The sequence below is a fragment of the Actinosynnema sp. NPDC059797 genome (assembly GCF_042732085.1).
Classification (GTDB): domain Bacteria; phylum Actinomycetota; class Actinomycetes; order Mycobacteriales; family Pseudonocardiaceae; genus Actinosynnema.
The window spans coordinates 104,117-127,417 of the sequence record NZ_JBHWIE010000004.1 but is presented as its reverse complement, the minus strand read 5'-3'; the positions used below and the strand labels follow the sequence as shown (position 1 = coordinate 127,417).

Genomic DNA, 23,301 nt, shown 5'->3' with positions numbered 1-23,301 from the left:
TCGGCCGGGGGCTGCTCGGCCGGGGGCTGCTCGGCCGGGGGCTGCTCGGCCGGGGGCTGCTCGGCCGGGGGCTGCTCGGCCGGGGGCTGCTCGGCCGGGGGCTGCTCGGCGGCCTTGGTCGCGCTATCACCGCAGCTCAGCATGCTCGCGGTTGGCGTTCGGGGTGGCGGTCGTCCTGCTTTCGGTAGGAAGGGTCGGGCGGCCGTAGGTACGGTGCGACGTGTGTCTGCTCACTCTCGCCACCATCACCACGCGCGGACCCAGGACGGGATCGACTGGTCGTCCCGGCTGGCCTTCTTCCGACAGGTTGACGAGCTCGACGCCGAGGCTCGCCGCGTAGTCGCGCGCAGGCTCGTCCGTCCCCTGCCCGACCGCCCGACCGTGCTCGACATCGGGTGCGGCACGGGCGGGATGGCGGTGGCGCTCGTCGAAGCGCTGTCCGCACGCGGTGGCGGGACGCTGGTGCTCGTCGACGGGACGCCCGAGATGCTGGACGCCGCCACGAGCGCCGCGCGTTCGGCCGCCACCTATGAGGGCGACGCCGCCACGGCCGCGGTGAAGGTGCGGCCGGTGCTGGCCGACCTGGCGGGCGAGCGCCCGGTCGACTTCGCGGGACCCGCGCAACTGGTGTGGGCTTCGAACGTCGTGCATCACCTCCCTGATCAGCGTGCGGCGGTGGCCGGGTTGGTCGAGGCCGTCGCTCCCGGCGGTTGGTTGGCGTTGGCCGAAGGTGGTTTGGAAGCCAAGTTCCTCCCCTGGGACCTGGGTGTCGGCGAGCCCGGCTTGTCGGCCCGGCTGGCCGGCGCCCGTGCTCACTGGTTCACGTTGATGCGCGAGAACATCGAAGGCTCGGTCCGGCTGACCGGCGGCTGGAACACCGTGCTGGCGGACCTCGGCATGCTCGACGTCACCGCGTTCAGCTACCTCGTCGACCACCCGGCACCGCCCAAGCAGGCCGTGCGCGACTGGGCGGTGAACCAGCTCAAGTGGCACAGCGAGGTCGCCGGCGACTTGTTGCACCCCTCGGACCGGGACACCGTCCGCCGCCTCCTCGACCCGCAGGACCCCGCCTACCTGGGCCTGCGCGACGACGTCTTCCTGCTCACGGCCCACACCGTCTACCTGGGGCGTAAGCCGTGACCGACGCCGAGCCCGACTCCTGCGCCCGCTGCGCGCGGACGCGGGGATCGGTCCCCGACCCGGCCGAGCTGCTGGCCTGGGTCCGCCAGCGGGAACGGGGAACTGACCAGTGGCTGTGCCACGGGTGCGCCCGGATCCACGTCAGGGACATCGAGGGCAAGCTGCCCGCGGACTACTGGCTGTAGAACGCGACGCCACGGAGGCCGGGCGGCAGGGCGCCACAGCGCTATGACGTGGGGCGATGGGCGGTAGAGCGGCAGGCGGCAAGATTTCCGGCGTCTCGGTGTGGGTGAGGCAGCGAGCCCGATCAATTGGGCTCGAATGGATTGGGTTGGCTGGGGTCACCTCCTCGAAGGATGGAGTGGTCGGTCCTGCTGGCGGGACAGGCGCGGATCGGCAGGGTGGGGCCAGGGCTGCGGCGAGGCTGGGGGGCAGGGAGCGGTGCTCGTCAGCGGTGCTCGTCAGTGGAGCAGTGCTCTGAGGGTGCGCAGGGTTGCTCTTGGTGCCGCGCTGCCCCGTTTGCTGCCCGCCGCCAGTTCCGCTTCCAGGCCCGCGACCGTGCACAGGCCCGAGCGCACGGCGGTGGCCAGCAGGTGGTGCCGGCGGAGGGCGTGCGGCTCGTGGCGTGCGGCGTCCAGCACGGCCCTGGTCGGCTCGGCCAGGCGCAGGCCGTTGTGGAGCACGGTGCCGGGTGGGCGCGTGGTGCGTTCCAGCAGGAGCTGCGGTGTGCACGCTCGGCGGCGGGTCGCGGGTTGGAGCAGGTGGATCACCGGTGCGCCGGGCAGGTCGGGGAGGCCCTGGGCGCGCAGCGCGTCCACGCCCGTCACCACGGCCTCCGGGCCCGCGTAGGCCAGGGCCGCGCGCAGGCGCTGCTCACGGGACGGCGGTGCGGCGCTGAGCAGCAGCACGCCCGGCAGGATGCGCTGCCACGGCCCGCCGGGGCGGCACTTCAGGTCGATGACGTGCCCCGGCACGCCGGTGGCTTCGAGGTCCGCGGTCTTGATCACGTCGGTGGTCATGGCTCGATCTTCGGCCAGGGCCGGGGGAGGAGCCAGTGGGGTTTTGTGATCTGTGGACAACTCGGGGAGCTGTGGACAACTCAGTCCGCGAAGCCCGGTTGCCAGCGGGACACGATGGCCCTGGCCTGCACTTTCGCGTCGAGCTGGCACAGGATGCCGGTCGCGCCGAGCGTGACCCTGTGGATAAGCAGGTACTGCGGCGGGAGGTTCAGGGACCTGCCGGTCTGCATGTCCGGGCTGCGGAGGTCGCCTACGCGCTCCGCCTGTTGCTGGAGCCAGCGACGGGTGAAGTGGAAGGTCTCCACGCGCAGCGGCTCCACGAACGGCGCCAGGTAGTTGAGCACGTCCTCGGCGTGCAGCTCGGTCCCCGGCCGGATGAACCGCTCCGACCGCAGCAGCTCCTCCAGGTCCGCCGACCGCCCCTCCAGCGCCAGCCTGGTCATCACGCCCAGCGGTTTGGGCAGGCCGTCGGGCAGGCGGGCCACGGCGCCGAAGTCCAGCACCCGCAGCCGGCCGTCCGCGCCCAGCATGAAGTTGCCGGGGTGCGGGTCGGCGTGCAGCAGTCCGGACCGGCTCGGCGCGGAGAAGTGGAACTCCGACAGCAGCTGCCCGGACAGGTCGCGCTCCTCCCGGGACCCCTCGCGGATGATCTTGGACAGCGGTGTCCCGTCGGTCCACTCGGTGACCATCACCTTGGGCGAGCTCGCCACCACCCGGGGCACGAGCACGCGCTCGTCGTCCGCGAACGCCTTGGCGAACACCCGCTGGCTGCCCGCCTCGGTCCGGTAGTCCAGCTCCTCCAGGTACCGGTCGCGCAGCTCCTCCAGCAGCGGCTTCACCTCGGTGCCCGGCATCATGGCCTGGATCACCCGGCTGAACCGCAGCAACTGCTTCAGGTCGGCGGCCAGCGCCTCGTCCGCGCCCGGGTACTGCACCTTCACCGCCACGTCGCGGCCGTCGTGCCACACCGCGCGGTGCACCTGCCCGATGCTGGCGGAGGCGGCCGGGTCGTCGTCGAACGACCGGAACCGCTTGGCCCACCCCGAGCCCAGCTGCTCGGCCAGCACCCGGTGCACGGTGCGCGACGGCATCGGCGGCGCGGCGGTCTGGAGCTTGGTCAGCGCCTCGCGGTAGGGCTCGGCCAGCTCGTCCGGCACGGCGGCCTCGAACACGCTCAGGGCCTGGCCGAACTTCATCGCGCCGCCCTTGAGCTGCCCGAGCACCGCGAACAGCTGCTCCGCGGTCTTGGCCGACACCTCGGCGCTGACCTCGTCCGAGCTGCGGCCTGCCAGTCGCTTGCCCCAGCCGCCGACCACCCGTCCGGCCACCCCGAGCGGCAGGCTGGCCAGCTTGGCGGTGCGCTGCACGGCCTTGCGCGGGATATCGCTCACCCGGTGATTCTCCCCCCGTCCGGTCGCGTCGTCGCGGCGGCTCGTGCTTCTCACCACAAAACCTACACAGCTCCGCCCACCGCCGGTCGTGCGGCGGAACGGCACTCGCAGCGCGGGTGCACCGGCGCGATCCGGTGCTCGACTACCCCGGCGAACGCGTCGACCTCCAGGGTCGCGTCCCAGGTCGGGGGCCTGGTGCGCACCTCGCGGTCGTGGTCGAGCGCGAGCAGCGCCTGCCCGACCGCGACCCCGGCGGTGGCGGTGACCGTGGCCAGGTCGGCGTGCTGCGGCCGGTCCACGAGCTGCGCGGCGATCATCGGCCAGGCCCGGTCCAGCTCCGAGCTGTGCAGGTCGGCGCACCGCAGGCAGCTGCTGCGACCGGGCACGACCAGCGGGCCCACCACGCCGAGGCCCTCGCGGACCCGCACGGCCAGGTGCGCGGTGCGCGACCGGACCAGCTCGTGCAGCAGCTCCGGCGCGGGCACCAGGGCGTCCGCCAGCACCACCAGGTCCGCGTCGCGCGGGGCCGACCGCACCGCCGGGCACGCCCGCAGCACCGCGTCCGCCGCCGCCTCTGCGCGAGGCCTGCCGACGTCCTCCTCCAGGTAACCCGAACCGGTGTCCTCGGGGCCGACGCGCCCTCGCGCGTTCACCCGTACGTGTCCCACCCCGGCGGCCGCGAGGAGGGACGCGACGGCGACCGCCAACCTCCCCTCGCCGTGCACGACGACCGACCGCGCGGCGCGGGTGGCGGGCAGGTGGGGCGCGGGGCGGCGGGTGCGCAGCGCCCGGCACGTCGCCTCGGCGACCAGCCGGGCGTGGGGGACGGGCACGGCCTCCTCGACCAGCCCGGCGTGCGCCAGGCCGCGCAGGACGCCGAGCAGCTCGACGGCCTGGTCACCGTGGTGGGCGAGCCGTTGGCGCAGCTCGCGCAGGGTGTGCTGGCCGGTGAGGCCGAGCAGGAGGGCCGCCATGGGCGCGGGCACGTCCTCGACGAGCACCGCGTGGCGGGGGTCGGTGCCGATCTGCACCACGTCGTCCCGGCGGCGCAGCAGTGGCAACCCGGGCAGGACCCTGGGCCGGTTGGGTAGCTCCACACCGGCAGCATGCTGTCGAACCGGGGAACCGCAAAACGCCTGTCCACAGGCCCGCGAGTTGTCCACAGGCGGCACGGTGGAGCTTGACGGGCGGCCGGGGCCGTGGGACCCGGCCGCCCGGGGGGTCGATCAGACCTTGGCCTTGCCGAGGATCCGGGTCACCGTGGTCCCGCAGACCGGGCACTTGCCCTTGGCCATCCTGCGGTTGTTGCTCTCGTGCACCTCGCCCGTGAAATCGCGCTTCTCACGGCACTTGACGCAGTAGCCGTTGTAGGTCTCGGCCACGGCTTCCTCCCTTGTTCGCAAGAGTGCGGGGCGATCTGCGCCACACTCGGGGCTGCGCAGCACGCTACCTCCGGGAACGCCGGCCCGCTGCACGCCGCGTCGAACGTGTCCAGCCGCCTTTCGGGGGAACTTGATCGTCCGGGTATCCACAGGCCGCCGCTTGGCCGCCGCGAATTGTCGGCCTCTGCCCTTACCGTGAACGCCATGCCCGAACCGCAGGTGGAGGTACGGCGCAGCGCTCGGCGCCGTCGCATGGTGAGCGCGTACCGCGAGGGGGACACCGTCGTCGTCCTGCTGCCGGCCCGCATGACGAAGAGCGAGGAGAAGCACTGGGTGGCGGAGATGCTCAGCCGCCTCCAGCGGAGCGAGACGCGCAGGCGGTCGCCCACGCGCACCTCCGACGCGGCGCTGCTGCAGCGGTGCGAAGAGCTGTCCGACCGCTACCTGGGCGGCGTGCGGCCGAGCAGCGTGCGGTGGGTGCCGCCGATGCGCACCAGGTGGGCGTCCTGCACTCCGAGCGAGGGGACGATCCGGATCAGCGAGCGCCTGCGCGACGTGCCCGCGTGGGTGCTCGACTACGTGCTGGTGCACGAGCTGGCGCACCTGAGCGTGCCCGGCCACGGCAAGGACTTCTGGCAGCTCGTGCACAGGTACCCGAAGACGGAGCGGGCCGTCGGGTACCTGGAGGGGCTCTCGGCCGCGGCCGGTCTGGGCATCACCGAGGAGGACTGACCGCGAGCGCTCGACGCGAAGGGCCCCGGGTTCACCACCCGGGGCCCTTCGCTGTGCGCCTACAAACCGCGGACGTCGGTCTCAGCGGTCCCGAACGTTGAACTCAACGGTCCTGAACGCATGACTCGCGGGTCCTGAACGCATGACTCGCGGGTCCTGAACGCATGACTCGCGCGTCCTGAACGCATGACTCGCGGGTTCTGGGCGTACGACTCGCGTGACTTGAGCGTACGACTCGCGGTGTCTGAGTGGAGGACACGTGGTGTCTGGGTGGAGGACACGCGGGGGAGGGGGTTAGGCGTCGGGGTCCTTGTTCTTGTCGTCCAGGGTGCGCTGGAGTTCGGCGATCGGGTCCTCCAGGGCCTTGCGGGTCTGGCCGAACCGCTCGGCGAACTCCAGCGGGTCGTCCAGGTCCTCGGCCGTGGGCACCAGGTCCGGGTGGTCCCACACGCTTTCGCGCTGCTCGGCGCCGTACTGGTCGCCCAGCAGCTTCCACAGGGCCGCGGCCGAGCGGTGGCGGCGGGGGCGCAGCTCCAGGCCCACCAGGGTGGCGAAGGTCTGCTCGGCCGGGCCGCCCGACGCGCGTCGGCGGCGCAGGGTCTCGCGCAGCGCCTCCGCACCCGGCAGCCGCTCGCCCACGGCCTCGTTCACCACCACGTCCACCCAGCCCTCGACCAGGGCCAACAGGGTCTCCAGGCGGGTCAGCGCGGCCTTCTGCTCGGGCGTGGTCTGGGGTTCGAGCATCCCCGACTTCATCGCTTCCTCGATGCTCGCCGGGTTGCTCGGGTCGATCTGGCCGGCCAGCTGCTCCAGCGCCGAGGTGTCGACCGCGATGCCGCGCGCGAACTCCTCCACGGTGTCCAGCAGCCGCTGCCGCAGCCACGGCACGTGGCTGAACAGCCGCTGGTGGGCGGCCTCGCGGGCGGCCAGGAACACCAGCACCTCGCTGGCCGGCCGCTCCAGGCCCTCGGTGAACTTCTCGATGTTGGCGGGCAGCAGCGCGGCCGTGCCCTCGGGGCCCAGGGGCAGCCCGACCTCGGACGAGGTCAGCACCTCCGAGCCGAGCTGCGCCAGCGCGCCGCCGAGCTGCGAGCCGAACGCCATGCCGCCCATCTGCCCGAGCATGGACAGCAGGGGGCCGGCGGCCTCCTTGGCCTCGGCCGGCATCGCCTCCACCCACGCGCCCGACACCCGCCGCGCCACCGGGTCGCACAGCCGCTGCCACGTCGGCAGGGTCCGCTCCACCCACTCCCGCGCGCTCCAGCCCTCGGCCTTGCGCGCGCCGGCGGGCAGCGCGGTCACCGGGTCGAGCCACATCTCGGCCAGGTGCACCGCGTCGGCCACCGCGCTGTTCTGGTCCGGCCCGAAACCGGTGGTGGGCGCGCCCTTGCCGGCGAGCTGCTGGAGGGCGATCTGCTTGGCGAGGTCGTAGTTGACCGGCCCGGACGACGTGCCCGCGTTGCTGAACATCGCGCCGAGCTGGCTCAACATCGCGCCGAGCTGGTTGAAGTCGAAGGGGTTCGCGCCCCCTTGGTCCTCCGGCTTGCGGCCGCGGTCGTCGGGGTCCTGCGAGCTGAACCCGAAGGGCAGGTCACTCATGCCACCACGGTACGCGGGACGGGGGTCGGGCGCGGGACCGGTTCGCCCGCGGCGTGACCCGGTGGTCGTAGGCTGGGGGCGTGAGCGAAGGCACCGCCGTGGACCACGCACCGGCCCCCCTCCCGCCCGCGCCGCGCCGCGGCCTGACCAGGCGGACGTGGACCCTCGTGGTCAGCCTGCTCGTCGTCCTGGTCCTCGGCCTGCTCGGCGGGTTCGCGAGGGTGCCCTACGTGGCGCTGGGCCCCGGCCCGACCTACGACACGCTGGGCCAGGTCAACGGCGGTGACGTGGTGGTCATCGAGGGTCAGGAGACCTTCCCGACCGCCGGCAACCTCACCATGACCACGGTCTCGCTCACCGACGACGTCTCGCTGTTCGGCGCCCTGGGCCTGTGGGTCAGCGGCCGGTACGCGCTCGCGCCGCGCGAGGAGTTCTACCGGCCCGGCGAGTCGCAGGAGGACGTGCGCAACCAGAACGTCAAGGCGTTCCAGGACTCGCAGAGCAGCGCCGAGGTCGCCGCCCTGCGCTACCTCGACTACCCGCTGAAGGTCGTCGCCGCCGAGATCACCGAGGGCACCGCCGCCGACCAGGTGCTGGAGCCCAACGACCGGCTGCTGGCGGTCAACGGCAGGCAGGTCGCCACGGCCGACGACGTGCGGCCCGCGCTGGAGGGCACCAAGCCCGGCGACCGGATCGGGTTGACCTTCGAGCACGAGGGCGAGCGCAAGACCGCCGAGGTCACCCTGGGCAGCGCCGAGGGCCGCGACACCGGCTTCCTGGGCGTGCTGCCGCTCGACCGCGCCGACGTGCCGTTCGACATCAAGATCAGCCTGAGCGACGTCGGCGGCCCGTCCGCGGGCCTGCTGTTCGCCCTGGCCATCGTCGACAAGCTCACCCCCGGCGAGCTGAACGGCGGCAAGCCCGTCGCGGGCACCGGCGAGATCAACGAGAAGGGCGAGGTCGGCCGGATCGGCGGCATCGCCTTCAAGATGGTCGCCGCGCGCGAGGCCGGCGCCACCGTCTTCCTGGTGCCCGCCGGCAACTGCGACGAGGCCAAGCAGCAGACGCCCGAGGGCCTGCGGCTGGTCAAGGTGCAGACCCTGGACGACGCCGTGCGCTCCCTGGAGAGCCTGAGCGAGGGCGGCGACGCCCCCACCTGCTGACGCCCCACCCGCTGCCGGCCCCACCCGCTGCCGGCCCCACCTGCGACGCACCGACCGCGCGCGGTTGCGGACCGGCGCGGTCGGTCACGCGGAGTGGTCAGGGCTTGAGCGTCTCCAGCAGCGCGTGCGTGAGGTTGGGCGCCAGCTCGGGGTGCGCCACGACCTCCTCGGGCACCTCCGCCGTGCCGCGCAGCCGCAGCACGCACGCCGCAGAGCCGTCCCGCAGCACCGCCGCCACCAGCCGCGCCTCGCGCCGCTCGGGGTGCTCGGCGGCGAACTTGCGGGCCCCGGCGTCGTCGAGGTCGCCCGCCTCCAGCTCGGCCTCGGCCTCCGGCGGCAGCACCACGATCTCCTGGGCCAGCGCGCACCCGCGCACGACCTCGGGCCACACGATCCCGGCCAGCGCCCGGTCCAGCTCGCCGTCGGGCAGGGAGTCCTGCGCGATCGGGGTCAGCGGCGACGCCTGCGGGTCGAGCTGACCGGCCAGCTCGGGCTGCTGGGCCAGCAGCTCGGCGGTCGGGACCAGGGCGAACAGCTGGGTCGGCTGGTTCCACCCGGCGGTGGACACGAACTCCTCGACCTCGCGGGCGACGGCGGGCAGCACCACGGCGGGCTTCTCATCGGCTGACACGCCCGCCATGGTCGCACCCACCCGAAACGGCGGACCGAACGGGGAACCCCGGGGGCCCTCCGTAGAGTTGGACAGAACGTACGAACGCCACTACCGCGATCCAGGAGCGTGCCCCGTGGCCACACGGCCCCCGGTCGGACTGCCCAGGCTGTCCCGTCGCAGCCGGATTCTGCTCATCGTCGGTGCGGTGGTCCTGGTCGGTCTCATCACCGGTTCCAGACTGCTCGGCACCTACGTCAACTGGCTCTGGTTCGGCGAGGTCGGCTTCCGCAGCGTCTACGGCACGGTGCTCGCGACCCGGTTCGGGTTGTTCCTCGCCGTGGGCCTGCTGGTGGGCGGCCTCGTCGCGATCAACCTCATCCTCGCCTACCGGAGCAGGCCGGTGTTCGTGCCGGTCACCGGGCCGGACGACCCGGTGGCGCGCTACCGGGCGGTCGTCACCCGCCGGATGCGGCTGTTCGCCATCGGCCTGCCCGCCCTGGTCGGCCTCGTCGCCGGCGGTTCGGCGCAGGCGGACTGGCAGCAGCTCCAGCTGTTCCTGAACAGCACCGAGTTCGGGGTGACCGACCCCGAGTTCGGGCACGACATCGGGTTCTACGCCTTCGAGCTGCCGTTCTACACCTGGTTGCTGTCGTGGCTGTTCATCGCCACCGCCGTGTCGTTCATCGGCGCCGTGGTCGCGCACTACCTGTTCGGGGGCATCCGGCTGGCCGGTCGCGGCGGGCAGCTGTCCGGGCCCGCGCGCACCCACCTGGCCATCGTCGCGGGCGTGTTCGTGCTGCTCAAGGCGGTCGCGTACTTCCTCGACCGGTACCAGCTGCTGTTCTCCGACCGGAACCCCCGGTTCCTGGGCGCGAGCTACACCGACCTGAACGCGGTGCTGCCGGCCAAGCTGATCCTGCTGTTCATCGCGGTCTTCTGCGCCGTGGCGTTCTTCGCGGGCGCGGTGCTGCGCAACCTCCAGCTGCCCGCCATCGCGACCGTGCTGCTGGTGCTGTCCAGCGTCCTGGTCGGCGCCGCCTGGCCCGCCGTGCTGGAGCAGTTCTCGGTCCGGCCGAACGCCATCGAGAAGGAAGCCGAGTCGATCAGCCGCAACATCGCGGCGACGAAGCAGGCGTACGGGCTGACCGAGGACAAGGTCGAGACCGAGTCGTACGCGGGCAAGCAGAACATCTCGCTGGACGAGCTGCGCAACGACCAGGCGACGGTCGGCAACGTCCGGCTGCTCGACCCGGCGGTCATCTCCCAGACGTTCACGCAGTTCCAGCAGCTGCGGCCGTTCTACTCGTTCCCGGAGAAGCTCGACGTCGACCGGTACAAAGTGGACGACCAGCTCCAGGACTACATCGTGGCGGTCCGCGAGCTGAACACCGGCGGCATCCCGCAGGCCCAGCGCGACTGGATCAACCAGCACCTGATCTACACGCACGGCAACGGCATGGTGTTCGCCGAGGCCAGCAAGGTCAACTCGGCCGTGGACGAGGGCGGCAACGGCGGCTACCCGGTGTTCGAGGTGGCCGAGGTCGGCCAGGACGGGCAGGTCAAGCCCGGCCCGTTCGGCGTGGAGCAGCCGCGGACCTACTTCGGCGAGATGGGCCGGCCCGGCGACTACGCCATCGTCGGCGGCCGGGGCGAGGGCGCGCCCGGCGAGTACGACACCGACGGCTCGTCCTACACCTACGACGGCAAGGGCGGCGTCCGCATCGGCGGCCTGCTCAACAAGCTGGTCTTCGCCGCGGCCTACGGCGAGCGGAACATCCTGTTCAACTCGGCCATCGGCGACGACTCGCGGATCATCTTCAACCGGAACCCGCGCGACCGCGTCGAGGACGTGGCGCCGTGGCTGACCGTGGACGGCGACCCGTACCCGGCCGTGGTCGACGGCCGCATCACCTGGATCGTCGACGGCTACACCACGCTCGACAACTACCCCTACGCGCGGCGCACCGCGCTGAGCGACGCCACCAGGGACACGCTGCCGGGCGTCGCGCAGCAGCCGAACCGGCAGATCAGCTACATCCGGAACTCGGTCAAGGCCACTGTGGACGCCTACGACGGCACGGTGAGCCTGTACGCGATGGACGAGCGCGACCCGGTGCTGAAGGCGTGGCAGGGCGTGTTCCCGGGCACGGTGAAGCCGGCCGGCGACATGTCGCCGTCGCTGCGCGAGCACCTGCGCTACCCGGAGGACCTGTTCAAGGTCCAGCGCGAGATCCTGGCCCGGTACCACGTGGACAACCCGCGGGACTTCTACTCGGGCGTCTCGTTCTGGGCGGTGCCGTCCGACCCGACCATCGACAACGCCACCACGGTCGAGGCCCAGCAGCAGCAGAGCAGCCAGCAGCGCGACCAGCAGCCGCCGTTCTACGTGCTGGCGGGCGACCCGACCGGCGACCCGAACAAGGTCAGCTTCCAGTTGACCAGCGCGCTGGTGCGGGAGAACCGCGAGTTCATGGCGTCGTACGTCACGGTCAGGTCCGACCCGGACAACTACGGCAAGTTCAGCGTGCTCACGCTGAACAACGAGGCCAAGGGCCCGCAGCAGATCCAGACGCAGTTCCTGACCTCGGGCGAGGTCAGCACCGAGCTGAACCTGCTGACCCAGCGGCAGACCGACGTCGTCTACGGCAACCTGCTCACGCTCCCGGTGGGCGGCGGCCTGCTCTACGTCGAGCCGATCTACATCGAGCGGAACAGCCAGAACACCCAGTTCCCGCAGCTCTACAAGGTGCTGGTCAGCTTCGGCGACAAGGTGGGCTACGCCTCGACGCTGAGCGAGGCCCTGGAGAAGGTGCTCACCGGCGCCTCCACCCAGGTGCCCGGCCAGGACAACAACAACCAGCCGCCGACGAACAACCCGTCGACCACGCCCACCGCGCCGCCGAACACGGGCGACGGGCAGTCGCCGGACGTCCAGCAGGCGGTCCGGGACATGCAGTCGGCGCTGTCGCAGATCAGGGCGGCGCAGGCCAGCGGTGACTTCGCGGCGCTGGGCAATGCCTACAAGGCGCTGGACGACGCCATGAAGCGGTTCGACTCGGCCAACGCCTCCGCGACGCAGGCGCCGCCCTCGTCGTCGGCGGTGCAGCCGTCGCCGACGCCGACCGGCTGACCTGCGGCGATCGCTGAGGCAGTACCTGGATCGGGTGGCCCCGGACACACCGGGGCCACCCGATTTGCATCTCACGGCAACCCGCGCGTAGAGTAAGCATTACCGACGCGGGGTGGAGCAGCTCGGTAGCTCGCTGGGCTCATAACCCAGAGGTCGCAGGTTCAAATCCTGTCCCCGCTACAAAGTTGGGGAAGTCCCGTCTGCGGATAGCGCAGACGGGACTTTTTCGCATTTGCACCGGGGGTCCGACCCCGGGCCCCGGGCAGGGCGGCTCCGCCCCCTGCACCCCGGGGCGGGGGCGGGGGTGGGTGGGTGGGAAAAGACCTCGGGGGTTTCGGGCAAGCGGGGTCGGGGCCCGTACGGCATGCCTGAGCTGCGGGAACGCGTTTTTGGTACCCCCCTGAAAATGGGGTCGCGAGGGTGTGTATAGTTGTACTTGTCAACGCGGGGTGGAGCAGCTCGGTAGCTCGCTGGGCTCATAACCCAGAGGTCGCAGGTTCAAATCCTGTCCCCGCTACTGCGCGACAGGCCCCCTCTCTCCGGAGAGGGGGCCTCTTGCGTTTTCAGGACATGTTCTCGGCCCAGTACTGCGCGCAGGTCAACGAGCAGACCCGGCCCTCGCCGCTGACCGTGCGGTGCCGGCGGATCTGCTTGCCGCACACCATGCACTCGTCCTTGCCCGCCTGCTCCGGGATGGTGCCGCTCGCCCACGCGCGGGCGTTGCGCACGACCTTGGTCCCCGTTGTCCACTTGATGCCCACAGCTGACCTCCCAGGAATACGAACACCCCTGGTAATGGTCTCACCACCGGCCGTGTTTGACAGTTCGAAGGGCCGACATCACCGAGTTGTGCTATCGGGGGTGGTGAGATGTGGCGGCGCGTGGCTGCGGGCGGTGATGGCGGCTGCCGTTAGGGTGAACGCAATAGTGCGGTTTCGGTGGGGTGCAAGGGATTCCGGTTCGCGTGGACAACTCCGGTCAAGCGGCTGAACGCGTGGTGGGTCCCGGGGCGGCGGTTACGGAGAGGTGCTTCTCGTTGCTCCGCTTGGCCCAACTCCGCTAGCCCGTGATCAGCCACAGTGGACGGAACGGCTGACCATTGTGGACACCGGCCGCACGGCGTGGCACCGTGGGTGGTGTGTCGGACCTGAATGCGACGGCGGCGGCCCTGCTCGGGCTGCTGCACGACGGACCCAAGACCGGTGGCCAGCTCGTGGCTGAGGCCGGGGAGCGCTTCGGTGCGTTCTTCAGCGTCACCCGCAGCCAGGTCTACCGCGAGCTGCCCGCGCTGGCGGACGCCGGCCTGCTCCGCCTCGGCAAGCAGGGACCGCGCTCCAGCCAGCAGTACGTCCTCACGGCGGCGGGCAAGAAGGCGTTCAAGAACTGGTTGCTCTCCGAGCCCGGTCCGGACCACCTGCGCAGCCCGTTGATCCTGCGCCTGGTGCACGCCGGCTCGCTGACGCCCAAGCAGCGGCAGGGCCTGATCGACTCGGCGCGCGCCACCTACGGCGCCGAGCAGGACGCCGCGCGGGCCGCCGTCAAGACCGCCGAGGACGCCTACTCGAAGGCGGTCGCCGAGTTCGGCCTGGCCCACGCCAAGGCCGTGCTCAAGCTGCTCGACGCCATCCCGCACGGCTGAGGTGCGCCAATCCGGTCGCGCTCCGCGACCGGTCCTGGCGTAATCTTCTGCCGTGAACCCCGACGTCGAAGCAGACATCAAGGACCTCTCCGCCACGCTCGCGAGCATCGAGGCGGTGATGGACCTCGATTCGCTGCGCGCGCAGGTCGCCGAGCTGGAGCAGGAGGCGGCCCGCCCCGACCTGTGGGACGACCAGGAGAAGGCGCAGCGCGTCAACAGCCAGCTCTCGCACAAGCAGGGTGAGCTGCGCCGGGTCACCGGGCTGCGCGACCGGCTGGACGACCTCGGCGTGCTCTACGAGCTGGCCGAGGACGAGGGCGACGAGGGCAGCATCGCCGAGGCCGACGGCGAGCGCGCGAAGCTCCGCGAGGAGATCTCGTCGCTGGAGGTCCGCACCCTGCTGTCCGGCGAGTACGACGAGCGCAACGCGCTGGTCACCATCCGCGCCGAGGCGGGCGGCGTCGACGCGGCGGACTTCGCCGAGATGCTCCTGCGCATGTACTCGCGGTGGGCGGAGCGCCACGGCTACGGCGTGGACGTGTTCGACACCTCCTACGCGGAGGAGGCGGGCATCAAGTCCGCCACGTTCCGGGTCACCGCCCCCTACGCCTACGGCACGCTGAGCGTCGAGCAGGGCACGCACCGCCTCGTGCGCATCTCGCCGTTCGACAACCAGGGGCGCCGGCAGACGTCGTTCGCGGGCGTCGAGGTGGTGCCCGTGGTCGAGCAGTCCGACCACGTCGACATCGACGAGAAGGAGCTGCGGGTCGACGTCTACCGCTCGTCCGGCCCCGGCGGCCAGGGCGTGAACACGACCGACTCGGCGGTCCGCATCACCCACCTCCCGACCGGCATCGTGGTCTCCTGCCAGAACGAGCGGTCGCAGCTGCAGAACAAGGCCACCGCCATGGCCGTGCTCCAGGCGAAGCTGCTGGAGCGGCAGCGGCAGGAGGAGCAGGCGAAGATGGACGCCCTCAAGGACACCGGGTCCAGCTGGGGCAACCAGATGCGCTCCTACGTGCTGCACCCCTACCAGATGGTCAAGGACCTGCGCACCGAGCACGAGGTCGGCAACCCGTCCGCGGTGCTCGACGGCGAGATCGACGACTTCCTGGAGGCCGGCATCCGCTGGCGCAAGCAGCACCAGTCCTGATCGGTCAAGCCCCCGTCCGGCAGTGCTGCAAATGGGCGAGACGGGGGCTTTACCCCGCCGGTGAGTAGACTCGCGCCTCGTGATTCGCCTCGAACACGTGTCCAAGGTCTACAAGACCTCCTCGCGCCCCGCGCTCGACAACGTCTCCGTCGAGATCGCCAAGGGTGAGTTCGTGTTCCTCATCGGGCCGTCCGGGTCCGGCAAGTCCACGTTCCTGCGCCTGCTGCTGCGCGAAGAGGTGCCCAGCAAGGGCCGCGTGTACGTGTCGAACTTCGACGTCGCCAAGATGTCCCGGCGCCGCGTCCCCCGCCTGCGCCAGTCGATCGGCTGCGTGTTCCAGGACTTCCGGCTGCTGACCGCCAAGACCGTCGCGGAGAACGTCGCGTTCGCGCTGGAGGTCATCGGCAAGCCGCGCAACACCATCGTCAAGGTGGTGCCCGAGGTGCTCCAGCTGGTCGGCCTGGACGGCAAGGCCGACCGGATGCCGCACGAGCTGTCGGGTGGCGAGCAGCAGCGGGTGGCCATCGCCCGCGCGTTCGTCAACCGGCCCCTGGTGCTGCTCGCCGACGAGCCGACGGGGAACCTGGACCCCGACACGAGCCAGGACATCATGCTGCTGCTGGAGCGGATCAACCGCACCGGCACGACGGTGCTGATGGCCACCCACGACCACTCGATCGTCGACTCGATGCGCCGCCGCGTGGTCGAACTGGACAACGGCCGCATCATCCGCGACGACGCGCGGGGCGTTTACGGCGTGGGCCGCTGAACACCCCCTCCGAACCCCGACCCTGAGGAACGCTCCCCCGATGCGTACCAGCTTCGTGTTCAGCGAGGTCGTCACCGGCCTTCGCCGGAACGTCACGATGACCATCGCGATGGTGCTGACGACCGCGATCTCGCTCTTCCTGTTCGGCGTCGGCCTGCTGGTCGTCAACATGGTCGGCAAGATGCAGGACGACTACCTGGGCCAGCTCGAAGTGGCCGTCATGCTGACCAACGACATCAGCTCGAACGACAAGGACTGCACGCAGGAGCCGTGCCGGGGCCTGCGCACCGACCTGGAGACCATGTCGGGGGTCGACACGGTCGTCTTCGAGAACCGCGAGAAGGGCTACGAGCGGTTCCAGAAGATCTTCGAGGCCCAGCCCGAGCTGGTGAAGCTGGCCCGGCCGGAGGCCATCCCGGCCATGTTCCGGGTCAAGCTGGAGGACCCCGAGCGGTCCGACGTGATCGTGCAGGAGTTCAGCGGCAAGGCGGGCGTGAAGAACGTCGACGACCAGAGCCAGGACCTCGACCGGCTGTTCGGCTTCCTCAACGGCGTGCGCGACGCCGCCCTGGCCCTGGCGCTGCTCCAGGCCGCCGCGGCCCTGCTGCTGATCTCGAACACCATCCAGGTGTCGGCGTTCACCAGGCGCACGGAGGTCGGCATCATGCGGCTGGTGGGCGCGACCCGCTGGTACACGCAGCTGCCGTTCCTCATCGAGGCGGTGGTCGCCGGCGTGATCGGCGCCATCGCGGCGATCGGCCTGCTCGTGGTGACCAAGGTGTTCCTGCTCAACCGGGTGCTGGGCGAGCTGTTCTCGTCCAACATCATCCCCGAGGTGAGCATGGTCGAGATCCTCTTCCTGTCACCCGTCCTGGTGGGTGTGGCGATCCTGATCTCGGCGTTGACCGGGTACGTCACGCTCCGCCTCTACGTGCGCCTATAACCGCTGGCGCAGTCACGTAAGGTTGCGGTCATGGTCAAGGAGCGCGGTCAGAAGGTGATCGCGTCGAACCGCAAGGCTCGGCACGACTACACCATCCTCGACACCTACGAAGCGGGCATCGTGCTGGTGGGCACCGAGGTGAAGAGCCTGCGGATGGGCAGGGCGTCCCTTGTGGACGCCTTCGGCCAGGTCGACGACGGCGAGATCTGGCTGCACGCGCTGCACATCCCCGAGTACGTGGCGGGCACCTGGACCAACCACGAGGTGCGGCGCAAGCGGAAGCTGCTGCTGCACAAGAGCGAGATCGAGCGGCTGATCGGCAAGACCAAGGAGAGCGGCCTGTCGCTGGTCCCGCTCCAGATGTACTTCAAGGACGGGTACGTCAAGGTCGAGCTGGCGCTCGCGCGCGGCAAGAAGTCCTACGACAAGCGCCAGGACCTGGCCAAGCGGGACGCGCAGCGGGAGATCCAGCGGGCGCACGGGCGGGCGTTGAAGGGCCGGTACTGAAACCGGCCCCTCACGGTCCGCGGCGGAGCGGTTACGCCAGGTTGAGGTAGGCCAGCACGGCCCGGACCCGGCGGTGCTCGGAGGCGCCGGGCTCCAGGCCGAGCTTGGCGAAGATGTTGCCCACGTGCTTCTCGACCGCGCCGTCCGACACGACCAGCGACGCGGCGATGGCGCTGTTGGACAGGCCCTGCGCCATCAGGCCCAGCACCTCCCGCTCGCGCTGGGTGAGCGCGTCGACCGGGTTGCGCCTGGCCCGCACCATCAGCTGCATCATGACCTCGTGGTCGATGCTGGTGCCGCCGGCGGCGACCCGGCGCACCGCGGCCACGAACTCGGCCACGTCGGCCACCCGCTCCTTGAGCAGGTAGCCGACGCCGGTCGAGCCGCCCGCGAGCAGCTCGACGGCGTACCGCTCCTCCACGTACTGCGAGAGCACCAGCACCGGCAGGTCCGGCACCCGCTTGCGCGCCTCGATGGCCGCCCGCAGGCCCTCGTCGGTGAACGTCGGGGGCATCCGCACGTCCACCACGGCCAGGTCGGGCCGGTGCTCCTCGATCGCGGCGAGCAGCGCGTCGCCGTCCTCCACGGCCGCGACGGTCTCGATGCCCTCGTCGGCCAGCAGGCGCTGCACGCCCACCCTGAGCAGCACCGAGTCCTCGGCGATCACCACGCGCACGGCAACTCCGCCCGGATCACAGTCGGCCCACCGACGGGGCTCAGCACGACCACCACGCCGTCGATCGTCGCAGCCCGGTCCGCCAGGCCCGCGAGCCCACCCCCCGGACGGGCCTCCGCGCCGCCGCGCCCGTCGTCCACGACCTCCACGACCACGGAGTTCTCCGTGCGGGTCACGCTCACGTGCGCCGCGGTCGCCCCGGAGTGCTTGGCGAGGTTCGTCAGCGCCTCGGCGACGGTGAAGTAGGCGGTGCTCTCCACGGCCGTCGGCGGGCGCGGCTCGACGTCCACCTCGACCGTGACCGGGACCGGGCACCGGGCGGCCAGCGACGACAGCGCCGCGTCCAGGCCCCGGTCGCCCAGCACCGACGGGTAGATGCCGCGGGCCAGGTCGCGCAGCTCGGAGATGGCCAGCTTGGCGTCGGCGTGGGCCTCGGCGATCAGCTCGCGGGCCGACTCGGGGTCGGTGTCCAGCTTGCCGCGCGCCCGGCCCAGGCCCATGGCGACCGCCACCAGCCGCTGCTGCGCGCCGTCGTGCAGGTCGCGCTCGATGCGCCTGCGCTCGGCCTCGGCCGCCTCCACGCCCCGGGCCCGGCTGGCGGACAGCCGCTCGGCCTCGGCCGACAGCAGGCTCGTCCGCGTCGGGCCGAGCACCGCCTTGGCGAGCGCGGCGTGGCCCTTGCCCATGAGCTTGACCAGGCGGGCGGCGACCAGGGCGGCCAGCACGCCGAGCACGCTGACCGGGATGGCCTTGGCGAAGGTGTCGATCGCCCAGACGTCGCCCCAGGGCAGCAGCACCTCCCAGGTGGCGGACAGCCAGTGCTGGTAGAAGGGCAGCAGGACCATGGCCGCGACCGAGGTCCACAGGACCAGGGTGATCGTGAACTCGGCCACGCCCAGCGGCAGCATGAGCAGCCAGTAGCCGAGGTCGCGCCACGTCGCCGGGTCCTTGGTGATCGACTTGGCGCGGTCCAGGAGGCCGGTGGCGGGCAGCGGGCGGTGCGGGTTGGGGATGTCCACCCCCAGGGCGGCGCGCAGCAGCGCCCGCTCGCCGGACGCCGCCGTGCGCGCCAGGACGAGGGTCAGCACGCCCAGCGGCAGGCCGACCCAGATCAGCAGCGTGCTGACGCTGATCGCGGCCAGCGGGACCAGCAGGCAGAACCAGAACAGGCCGGTCGCCAGGTTGAGCAGGAGGTAACCGCTGGTCCGGACCACGTCCGGGTCGGTCCGCGTCGTCATGTTCCCCACTTTCACCGCCGATGTACCCGACCAGCATCGCCGGACCGGGTGACATCGGGCCATCAGGTGCGCCGGACAACAGCAGGTGGGGACAGCCCTACCGCCTCGTGGGCGGTAATGGGAATGAACGGCGGGCGGCGGGGCGTTATGATGTGCGCAGACCCAAGACCAGGGGGTGAACGGTTTCGACTTTGTGCGTTGATTCAAGGGAAGCGTGCCGGTGCAGGCGAGAGACCACCGCAAGCGTCATCGCAAACCAATAAGCGCCGAGTCTAACGACCAGCGCGCGTTCGCCCTCGCCGCCTGAGGCTAGGAGCGACGCTGTCGGCCCGGAGGAGCCTCCGCTCCGGTCGCCGGCATCAGCTAGGAGGCTCACCGCCGTCCCCGGCCACGGGGAACGGTCGGGACACCCACAGTGGCTGGGCCCGTCACGGCGACTTGTCCGCGTGATCGTCGGGGTCGAGTAGAGGCTTAGCGGACTGCGCACGGAGAAGCCTTGATGAGGCGGCAGAGGACCCGGGTTCGATTCCCGGCACCTCCACCGGTAGCGGAGCGGCCCCCTTCCTCGCGGGAGGGGGCCGCTCCCGTTCCTCCACCCCCGGTGCCGAACCCCCGTGGGCACATGCCGAAGTCCCGTGCGGCCACCGACCGCCCACCCGGCCCTAGGGTCCGGGCATCGGATTTCGAGTGGATCTTCAGGGGGATGGTGCGGTGGACCTCCGACTGCAGGGCAGGACCGCGTTGGTCACGGGTTCCTCGGCGGGCATCGGGTACGCGATCGCCGAGGGCTTCGCGCGCGAGGGGGCGAAGGTCGTCCTCAACGGCCGGGACGGGGAGCGGCTCGCCCGGGCCGCCGAGCGGCTGGTCGCCGCGGTGCCCGGGGCCGAGGTGGTCGAGGTCGTCGCGGACGTCGGCACGGCGGAGGGCTCCGACGCCGTCATCGAGGCCGTGCCGGACGTCGACGTGCTGGTCAACAACGTGTCCTCGTTCGAGCTGCGGCCGTTCCGGGAGATCTCCGACGAGGAGTGGCTGCGGTACTTCCAGACCAACGTCCTGAGCGGGGTGCGGCTGTCCCGGCACCACCTGGACCGGATGATCTCGCGGAACCGGGGGCGCGTCATCTTCATCAGCAGCGACGCCGCCGTCGACATGGCCGTGGAGATGCTCCACTACTCGGTCACCAAGACCGCGACGCTGGCGTTGGCGCGCGGGCTGGCGGAGCTGACCAAGGGCACCGCCGTCACGGTCAACACGGTGCTGCCCGGACCGACCGTCACCGAGGGCGTCGCCGAGATGCTGGACGGCGCGTCGGCCCGGAGCGGGCTGTCCCGCGACCAGCTCGAGGCCCAGTTCTTCCAGGACAACCGCCCCACGTCGCTGATCCAGCGGTTCGCCACGCCCGACGAGGTCGCCAACCTGGTCCTCTTCCTGGCCAGCCCGTTGGCGGCGATCACCAACGGCGCGGCCGTGCGGGCCGAGGGCGGTGTGGTGCGCTCGGTGCTCTGACCGGCGGGTTCCCGGGGCCCGCGCGGGCCCCGGGAGCGCCAGGTGTCAGACCAGGTCCTCGGCGAGGACCCGGGCGATGTTGCGCTCGGCCAGGGCCGTGATGGTGACGAACGGGTTCACGCCCAGCGAGCCGGGCACCAGGGCGCCGTCGGTGACGTACAGCCGGCGGTAGCCGTGGACGCGGCCGAACGCGTCGGTCGCCCGGCCCAGCACCGCGCCGCCCAGCGGGTGGTAGCAGAAGTCGGCGGCGAACGGCTGGTTGTTGGCGAACACGTCGTAGCGGTAGGTCGTGCCGTTGGCGTCGTTGATGTCGTCGAGCAGCCCGCGCGCGGCGGCCACGGAGGGTTCGGCCTGCGCGGCGGTCCACTGCAGCTCGGCGCGGTCCAGCGCGTGGTTGAACGTGAAGCGGCCCCGGTTGGGGTTCTTGGTGATGGCCAGGTACAGGCTCACGTAGGTCTCGACGCCCGCGGGCACGGGGGCGATCTCGGCGATCACGTCGCGCGCGGGGTCCTCGATCGCGAGCACGGGGATGGACGACTGCTTGAAGCCGGTCGGGTGCAGCAGGTGGTTGTTGCGGGCGGCCATCACGTTGCCGTTGGGCCCCCAGCCCTCGCCGACCTCGTCGCTGAGGTCCGGCAGGTCGCCGGTCTCGCGGGCGCGCAGCAGCAGCTCCGTCGACCCGAGGCTGCCCGCGCCCAGGAACAGGTGGTCGCACGTCAGGTGCTTCTCGGCGACCAGTTCGCCGTCGGGGGTGATCTGGCGGACCGCCAGCGCGTACCCGGTGGCGGTGGGCTGGATCCGCGTCACCCGGTGCAGCGGCGCGATGGTGACGTTGCCGGTGGCCGTCGCCTGCGCCAGGTACCCCTTGTCCAGGGAGAACTTGCCGTGGTTGTTGCCGTAGAGCACCTCGGTGGCCAGCGCGGACCTGGGCACCTCGCCGCGCTCCTCGCGGGCCATGTAGTCGAACGAGTAGACGTTCGGCAGGAACCTGGTGCCGTACCCGGCGCGGCCGGCGAGGGTCCGCGACAGCCTGGCGTACCGGTAGTACTCGCTGCCCTCGAAGTACGCGCCGGGGATGGCGTTGACCCGCAGCATCCGCTGGGCCAGCGGGAACCACCGCCCGTACATCTCCGCGGCGTCCACGCCGGGCAGCACCTGCTCGAAGTACGCCCGGTCGGGGACCACGGCCATGCCGCCGTTGACCAGGGAGCCGCCGCCGACGCCCCGGCCGACGTAGACGCCCATGTCGGGGAAGTTCACCCGGTCCAGGACGCCCGCCCAGCGCGGGATCGGCCGGTTGGCCAGGTCGAGGAAGAGGATGCCGTTGACCGGCGCCTCGGTGCGGTCCTTGAACCACATCGAGCGCCGGTCCGGGTTGATCATGTCGCAGTGGACGTCGCCGTCCGGGCCGGGCGTCGTCCACGCCTGGCCCATCTCCAGCACCAGGGTGCGGACGCCCGCCTCGCCCAGCCGCAACGCCGAGACGGCCGCGCCGTACCCGCTGCCGACGACGATCGCGGGGACGTGGCCGTCGGACGCGGCGGCGCGGCCGGTGGTCAGGGCGGCGGTGGTGAGCGCGGTTAAACCGAAGAAGCTACGACGGGAAAGATCCTTCATGTTCCGGGAGGCTAAGCCGGCGGCCGTCGAGGTACCTCTCGATCAAGTCGGCCACCAGCCCCGGCTGCTCGAACGCGACGGCGTGCGTGGCGTCCAGGCGCACCACCTCGACGTTGTCCGGCAGCGTCGCGAGGTCGCGTTCGAGCCCCCGCCGGTACGGCTCGAACAGCGCCTGACCTGCCATCGGCCGCGTCGCCACGGCGAGCAGCACCGGGCAGCGGACCTCCCGGAACACCTCGAAGCAGTCCAGCCCCTCCAGGGCCTCCTGCAGCTCCGGCTCCCCGTAGGCGCGGAACGCCTCGCGCAGCTCGTCGATCTCCGCCAGCGGCGCCGGGTCGAGGTAGCGCCGGACCTGCGTCGGCACGCCGTGCCCGTCGATGTCGATCACCGCCGGGCACTCGGGGTGCCGCCGCCCCCACAGCGCGGCGACCATGCCGCCCATCGACATGCCGACCACGGCCGGGTTGTCCGCCGCGTGCGGCTCGATCCGGTCGAGCACCGACTCCCAGTCCCACGGGCCGCGCAGCTCCAGGGGCACGACCTCGTGCCGGCCCGTCATCGCCTCGACCACCGGCGCCCAGTCCGCGGGCGATCCACCCGCACCGTGCAGCGCTAACACCCTCATGCGTTCAACCTCGCCATCACCGAGGCGACGGTCACGCCGCCGCCGTCCGGGTCCTTGGTCAACTTGCCGCGTCGCACCAGGTCGTGGACGCCCTGCTTGGTGACGCCGAGCATCGCGCCGGCCACCGAGTACGAGACCGCTTGCGCCGCCGGGTGACCCATCCGCCGGGCGACGACCCGCCCGAGCGGGGTCCGCCACCAGTCGGCGGGCGGGTCGAACGGCGCGTCGCCGGGGTAGAGCGCGCCGACGAGCCGCGCGATGGCGTACCGGGCGTCCACCTCGTCCTCGCCCAGGAGGGTCGCGGCCATCCGCTCGGCCACCGCGTCGACGCGGTCGGGCAGGTCGCCGACGTCGTCGAAGAGGATCTCCAGCGGGTCCAGCAGCCGGGTTCGGATGACGGTGGCGATCTGGTCGGCGAGCACGGCGCACCTCCTTGACGACCATCGTCAAGTACTTGAC

At 71.5% G+C, this 23,301-nt stretch carries 23 protein-coding genes, 2 tRNA genes and 1 other RNA gene; 14 read left to right on the top strand and 12 right to left on the bottom strand.

The features are described from left to right. The first annotated feature begins 222 nt into the window (after positions 1-222). Together ACFV4N_RS02910 and ACFV4N_RS02905 are read left to right on the top strand one after the other, a co-directional pair. The gene (locus ACFV4N_RS02910) at positions 223-1,140 is read left to right on the top strand and encodes a class I SAM-dependent methyltransferase (RefSeq protein ID WP_499670791.1); all 918 of its coding nucleotides are present in this window, start codon (positions 223-225) and stop codon (positions 1,138-1,140) included. Further along, positions 1,137-1,325 (top strand): hypothetical protein, encoded by a 189-nt coding sequence (locus tag ACFV4N_RS02905; RefSeq protein ID WP_499670790.1) that lies wholly within the window; start codon positions 1,137-1,139, stop codon positions 1,323-1,325. Before ACFV4N_RS02910 ends, ACFV4N_RS02905 begins: the two co-directional genes overlap by 4 nt. A 276-nt stretch (positions 1,326-1,601) precedes the next feature. Here ACFV4N_RS02905 and ACFV4N_RS02900 read toward each other — a convergent pair whose 3' ends face one another. The 4 genes from ACFV4N_RS02900 to ACFV4N_RS02885 all read right to left on the bottom strand — a co-directional run bounded on the left by ACFV4N_RS02900 (position 1,602) and on the right by ACFV4N_RS02885 (position 4,932). Next, positions 1,602-2,159: a hypothetical protein gene (locus ACFV4N_RS02900; protein WP_499670789.1), complete on the bottom strand. Its 558-nt coding sequence runs from the start codon at positions 2,157-2,159 to the stop codon at positions 1,602-1,604. 80 nt (positions 2,160-2,239) lie between these two features. Next, positions 2,240-3,550, bottom strand: a complete 1,311-nt coding sequence (locus ACFV4N_RS02895; protein WP_499670788.1) for an ABC1 kinase family protein — start codon at positions 3,548-3,550, stop codon at positions 2,240-2,242. A gap of 62 nt (positions 3,551-3,612) precedes the next feature. After that, complete coding sequence (locus ACFV4N_RS02890) at positions 3,613-4,647, bottom strand: ThiF family adenylyltransferase (protein WP_499670787.1); 1,035 nt, start codon at positions 4,645-4,647, stop codon at positions 3,613-3,615. A gap of 129 nt (positions 4,648-4,776) precedes the next feature. Then, the gene (locus ACFV4N_RS02885) at positions 4,777-4,932 is read right to left on the bottom strand and encodes a DUF5679 domain-containing protein (protein WP_015098458.1); all 156 of its coding nucleotides are present in this window, start codon (positions 4,930-4,932) and stop codon (positions 4,777-4,779) included. Positions 4,933-5,136: 204 nt separating this feature from the next. On the opposite strand from ACFV4N_RS02885, the gene ACFV4N_RS02880 reads away from it, so the two are divergent. Next, positions 5,137-5,664, top strand: a complete 528-nt coding sequence (locus ACFV4N_RS02880) for a M48 metallopeptidase family protein (RefSeq protein WP_499670786.1) — start codon at positions 5,137-5,139, stop codon at positions 5,662-5,664. Between the two features lie 294 nt (positions 5,665-5,958). On the opposite strand, the gene ACFV4N_RS02875 is transcribed toward ACFV4N_RS02880, so the two are convergent. Then, on the bottom strand, positions 5,959-7,263 hold the full coding sequence (locus tag ACFV4N_RS02875; RefSeq protein ID WP_499670785.1) for a zinc-dependent metalloprotease: 1,305 nt from the start codon (positions 7,261-7,263) through the stop codon (positions 5,959-5,961). An 80-nt stretch (positions 7,264-7,343) separates the two neighbouring features. On the opposite strand from ACFV4N_RS02875, the gene ACFV4N_RS02870 reads away from it, so the two are divergent. After that, complete coding sequence (locus ACFV4N_RS02870; RefSeq protein ID WP_499670784.1) at positions 7,344-8,426, top strand: YlbL family protein; 1,083 nt, start codon at positions 7,344-7,346, stop codon at positions 8,424-8,426. Positions 8,427-8,523: 97 nt separating this feature from the next. Here the strand turns inward: ACFV4N_RS02870 and ACFV4N_RS02865 are convergent, their stop codons facing one another. Continuing rightward, a complete protein-coding gene (locus ACFV4N_RS02865) occupies positions 8,524-9,066 on the bottom strand; it encodes a PPA1309 family protein (protein ID WP_499670783.1) in 543 nt (180 codons plus the stop codon). Between the two features lie 130 nt (positions 9,067-9,196). Between ACFV4N_RS02865 and ACFV4N_RS02860 the strand changes: the two genes are divergently transcribed. From ACFV4N_RS02860 to ACFV4N_RS02850, 3 genes are all read left to right on the top strand, one after another. Further along, positions 9,197-12,169 carry a UPF0182 family protein gene (locus ACFV4N_RS02860; RefSeq protein WP_499670794.1) on the top strand — a complete coding sequence of 991 codons (2,973 nt, stop codon included), beginning with the start codon at positions 9,197-9,199 and terminating at the stop codon, positions 12,167-12,169. A 106-nt stretch (positions 12,170-12,275) separates the two neighbouring features. After that, a tRNA-Met gene (locus ACFV4N_RS02855) sits at positions 12,276-12,349 on the top strand. A 263-nt stretch (positions 12,350-12,612) separates the two neighbouring features. Then, a tRNA-Met gene (locus ACFV4N_RS02850) sits at positions 12,613-12,686 on the top strand. Between the two features lie 46 nt (positions 12,687-12,732). Here ACFV4N_RS02850 and ACFV4N_RS02845 read toward each other — a convergent pair. After that, the gene (locus tag ACFV4N_RS02845) at positions 12,733-12,930 is read right to left on the bottom strand and encodes a hypothetical protein (protein ID WP_499670782.1); all 198 of its coding nucleotides are present in this window, start codon (positions 12,928-12,930) and stop codon (positions 12,733-12,735) included. 377 nt (positions 12,931-13,307) lie between these two features. Between ACFV4N_RS02845 and ACFV4N_RS02840 the strand changes: the two genes are divergently transcribed. The 5 genes from ACFV4N_RS02840 to smpB all read left to right on the top strand — a co-directional run bounded on the left by ACFV4N_RS02840 (position 13,308) and on the right by smpB (position 17,180). After that, on the top strand, positions 13,308-13,808 hold the full coding sequence (locus ACFV4N_RS02840; protein WP_499670781.1) for a PadR family transcriptional regulator: 501 nt from the start codon (positions 13,308-13,310) through the stop codon (positions 13,806-13,808). A 52-nt stretch (positions 13,809-13,860) separates the two neighbouring features. Beyond that, a complete protein-coding gene (gene prfB / locus ACFV4N_RS02835; protein WP_499670780.1) occupies positions 13,861-14,961 on the top strand; it encodes a peptide chain release factor 2 in 1,101 nt (366 codons plus the stop codon). A 79-nt stretch (positions 14,962-15,040) separates the two neighbouring features. After that, positions 15,041-15,730 (top strand): cell division ATP-binding protein FtsE, encoded by a 690-nt coding sequence (gene ftsE / locus ACFV4N_RS02830; protein ID WP_344042577.1) that lies wholly within the window; start codon positions 15,041-15,043, stop codon positions 15,728-15,730. A 40-nt stretch (positions 15,731-15,770) separates the two neighbouring features. Beyond that, entirely contained in the window at positions 15,771-16,673 is a 903-nt protein-coding gene (gene ftsX / locus ACFV4N_RS02825; RefSeq protein WP_499670779.1) for a permease-like cell division protein FtsX, read from the top strand. Positions 16,674-16,703: 30 nt separating this feature from the next. Continuing rightward, the gene (smpB, locus tag ACFV4N_RS02820; protein WP_499670778.1) at positions 16,704-17,180 is read left to right on the top strand and encodes an SsrA-binding protein SmpB; all 477 of its coding nucleotides are present in this window, start codon (positions 16,704-16,706) and stop codon (positions 17,178-17,180) included. Between the two features lie 31 nt (positions 17,181-17,211). Here smpB and ACFV4N_RS02815 read toward each other — a convergent pair whose 3' ends face one another. Both ACFV4N_RS02815 and ACFV4N_RS02810 read right to left on the bottom strand, forming a co-directional pair. Further along, complete coding sequence (locus tag ACFV4N_RS02815; protein WP_499670777.1) at positions 17,212-17,856, bottom strand: response regulator transcription factor; 645 nt, start codon at positions 17,854-17,856, stop codon at positions 17,212-17,214. Further along, on the bottom strand, positions 17,844-19,094 hold the full coding sequence (locus ACFV4N_RS02810; RefSeq protein WP_499670776.1) for a sensor histidine kinase: 1,251 nt from the start codon (positions 19,092-19,094) through the stop codon (positions 17,844-17,846). Before ACFV4N_RS02810 ends, ACFV4N_RS02815 begins: the two co-directional genes overlap by 13 nt. A gap of 171 nt (positions 19,095-19,265) precedes the next feature. Here ACFV4N_RS02810 and ssrA point away from each other — a divergent pair. Both ssrA and ACFV4N_RS02800 read left to right on the top strand, forming a co-directional pair. Then, positions 19,266-19,638: a transfer-messenger RNA gene (ssrA, locus tag ACFV4N_RS02805) on the top strand. Positions 19,639-19,805: 167 nt separating this feature from the next. After that, the gene (locus tag ACFV4N_RS02800; RefSeq protein ID WP_499670775.1) at positions 19,806-20,600 is read left to right on the top strand and encodes an SDR family NAD(P)-dependent oxidoreductase; all 795 of its coding nucleotides are present in this window, start codon (positions 19,806-19,808) and stop codon (positions 20,598-20,600) included. 45 nt (positions 20,601-20,645) lie between these two features. Here the strand turns inward: ACFV4N_RS02800 and ACFV4N_RS02795 are convergent, their stop codons facing one another. From ACFV4N_RS02795 to ACFV4N_RS02785, 3 genes are read right to left on the bottom strand one after another with little or no spacing between them, the layout of a single operon-like run. Further along, positions 20,646-22,217, bottom strand: a complete 1,572-nt coding sequence (locus ACFV4N_RS02795) for a GMC oxidoreductase (protein ID WP_499670774.1) — start codon at positions 22,215-22,217, stop codon at positions 20,646-20,648. Further along, entirely contained in the window at positions 22,195-22,842 is a 648-nt protein-coding gene (locus tag ACFV4N_RS02790; protein WP_499670773.1) for an alpha/beta fold hydrolase, read from the bottom strand. The genes ACFV4N_RS02795 and ACFV4N_RS02790 overlap by 23 nt, the downstream gene beginning before the upstream one ends. Then, positions 22,839-23,264, bottom strand: coding sequence for a hypothetical protein (locus ACFV4N_RS02785; RefSeq protein WP_499670772.1), 426 nt, complete (start codon positions 23,262-23,264; stop codon positions 22,839-22,841). Before ACFV4N_RS02785 ends, ACFV4N_RS02790 begins: the two co-directional genes overlap by 4 nt. Positions 23,265-23,301: the final 37 nt, after the last annotated feature.

Bases quoted from the DNA above. Each gene is read 5' to 3' on its own strand.
- ACFV4N_RS02900 (WP_499670789.1), bottom strand. From the start codon at position 2,159: ATGACCACCGACGTGATCAAGACCGCGGACCTCGAAGCCACCGGCGTG.
- ACFV4N_RS02880 (WP_499670786.1), top strand. From the start codon at position 5,137: ATGCCCGAACCGCAGGTGGAGGTACGGCGCAGCGCTCGGCGCCGTCGC.
- ACFV4N_RS02875 (WP_499670785.1), bottom strand. From the start codon at position 7,263: ATGAGTGACCTGCCCTTCGGGTTCAGCTCGCAGGACCCCGACGACCGC.
- ACFV4N_RS02865 (WP_499670783.1), bottom strand. From the start codon at position 9,066: ATGGCGGGCGTGTCAGCCGATGAGAAGCCCGCCGTGGTGCTGCCCGCC.
- ftsX (WP_499670779.1), top strand. From the start codon at position 15,771: ATGCGTACCAGCTTCGTGTTCAGCGAGGTCGTCACCGGCCTTCGCCGG.
- smpB (WP_499670778.1), top strand. From the start codon at position 16,704: ATGGTCAAGGAGCGCGGTCAGAAGGTGATCGCGTCGAACCGCAAGGCT.
- ACFV4N_RS02810 (WP_499670776.1), bottom strand. From the start codon at position 19,094: ATGACGACGCGGACCGACCCGGACGTGGTCCGGACCAGCGGTTACCTC.
- ACFV4N_RS02795 (WP_499670774.1), bottom strand. From the start codon at position 22,217: ATGAAGGATCTTTCCCGTCGTAGCTTCTTCGGTTTAACCGCGCTCACC.
- ACFV4N_RS02790 (WP_499670773.1), bottom strand. From the start codon at position 22,842: ATGAGGGTGTTAGCGCTGCACGGTGCGGGTGGATCGCCCGCGGACTGG.